This is a genomic window from Sinorhizobium psoraleae (assembly GCF_013283645.1).
GTDB classification, from domain to species: Bacteria; Pseudomonadota; Alphaproteobacteria; order Rhizobiales; family Rhizobiaceae; genus Sinorhizobium; species Sinorhizobium psoraleae.
In genome coordinates, this window is the sequence record NZ_JABEKV010000047.1 from 1,100 (window position 1) to 2,698 (window position 1,599).

Here is a 1,599-nt window from a genome sequence, read left to right on the forward strand (position 1 = left end):
GGAGACGGCAATCTCAGCCAGAAGGGCTTCCGTCGGCCAGCTCCCTTCCAGCAGATGCGCTGGCGCTCTGGCCTGGATGACGCCCGTTCGACCCTTGGGGCAGGCGTATTTCGGGCGGATGGTGACGATCACCTCGTAGCGCGCCGGAATCCGGTCGAGCCGTTCCGTCCGGTCTTCGCCGATCCGGACCATGTTGCCGCAACCGCAGGGACAAACGATGCTCTCGGGCTCGATCACTCGCTCGACCCGCGGCAGGTGTTCGGGCAGTGCACGGGCCTTACGCTCCTTGCGAGGAACGGCCTTGTCCGGATCGGATGCGCTGGCTTCGATCTTTTTCTCGACGGCGGCGATCCGCGCCTGTGTTTCGGCAATCGCCGTTTCAAGGTCTTCCAGCGCCAGTTCCATCTGCGCCGGATCGAGCTTTTCCGATTTCGGCCCGAACTTCGTGCGCCGATAGTCGTGAACCTGCCCCTCAAGCTTCTCGATCAGTTCCTTCAGCTCGGTGATGAAGGCGTCCCTTTCGGCAACCACAGCCTGCTCATGCTGACGTGCAGCACGCTCGACCGACAGTTCGAACTGCATCGCCGCAAACGCCTTCACCACCTCTGGCGGAAGGTCCGGAAACAGGCTGAGATCAAGGGGCGACGACATGCGGTCTTATAGCAAGACAGCACAAAAAATCCAAATAAAACAATGCAAAGGCAGCGGGATATTCACCCTGCCGCCGACGGCGCGATCACCCGTTGCGCCATGCATCGCCGCCAGTCGAGCCCCTCGAATAACGCTTCGTATTGCCCCCTGGAAAGACGCATCGTCCCATCCTGCACCTTGGGCCAGGCAAAGCTTCCATGTTCAAGAATTTTGTAGGTCAGCACCATGCCGGTGCCATCCCATACCAGGATTTTCAGACGATCACCGCGCTTCGACCGGAAGATCACCGTCACCCCGGAATGCGGGTCGAGCTTCAACTCGGTCTGCACCATCAGAGCCAGCGCCTGATGCCCGCAGCGGAAGTCCACCGGCCGCGTTGCAATCAGGATCGGCAGTCGTTGGCCCGCGACGATCATGCCGTCCCTCGCATGGCGCGCACCAGAGCGGCCACACGTTCAACCGGCACATCGCCGGGAACCCGCATCACAACGTCCGGGCCGATCGTGAGCGTCAAGACTGACGAAACCGCCTCCCGCAGTTTCGGCGGCGCCAAAACATTCACCGCCTCGCTCGGCTCTGCCGCAATCGCCAAAGGCACAAATGCAGGCTCGGCATCGCCGCTCTCCGACAGGCCCGGCATAGACTCAAAAGGCAGCGTCAGAATGCCCTCGCGCACTTGCCGGCGCCACAAGGAAAGCTGGTGCGGAACAACGTCATGACGGCGCGCGACATCAACAACTCGAACACCAGGCTCAAGGCTTTCCGCCACGATCCGCGCCTTCACATCATCTGGCCAACGCCGGTTTCCGCCGCGCGGCTCGACAACTTCGTAGCGCCCAACAAATCCATCATCTGCCATGCAAATCTCCAGATAGTCCTGGAAACCTTCTCGCACGCCCGGCCAGCCTCAAAATACAGCCTATCCAATGGGGCGGAGACGGCGCTTAC

The 1,599-nt window shown here is 61.4% G+C and carries 3 protein-coding genes (1 of these 3 running past the window's edge); all 3 read right to left on the minus strand.

Annotated features, from left to right (window positions below; genetic code table 11):
- On the minus strand, positions 1–651 hold the 5' portion of the coding sequence (gene tnpC, locus ILFOPFJJ_RS34490; RefSeq protein WP_173514858.1) for an IS66 family transposase. Its footprint begins 1,002 nt before the window's first position; only the first 651 of its 1,653 coding nucleotides appear in the window; it begins with the start codon at positions 649–651; the stop codon falls past the left edge of the window.
- Between the two features lie 62 nt (positions 652–713).
- Complete coding sequence (tnpB, locus tag ILFOPFJJ_RS34495) at positions 714–1,067, minus strand: IS66 family insertion sequence element accessory protein TnpB (RefSeq protein ID WP_173514859.1); 354 nt, start codon at positions 1,065–1,067, stop codon at positions 714–716.
- Positions 1,064–1,510 (minus strand): IS66-like element accessory protein TnpA, encoded by a 447-nt coding sequence (gene tnpA, locus ILFOPFJJ_RS34500; RefSeq protein WP_173514860.1) that lies wholly within the window; start codon positions 1,508–1,510, stop codon positions 1,064–1,066. Before tnpA ends, tnpB begins: the two co-directional genes overlap by 4 nt.
- Positions 1,511–1,599: the final 89 nt, after the last annotated feature.

Bases quoted from the DNA above. Each gene is read 5' to 3' on its own strand.
- tnpA (WP_173514860.1), bottom strand. From the start codon at position 1,510: ATGGCAGATGATGGATTTGTTGGGCGCTACGAAGTTGTCGAGCCGCGC.
- tnpB (WP_173514859.1), bottom strand. From the start codon at position 1,067: ATGATCGTCGCGGGCCAACGACTGCCGATCCTGATTGCAACGCGGCCG.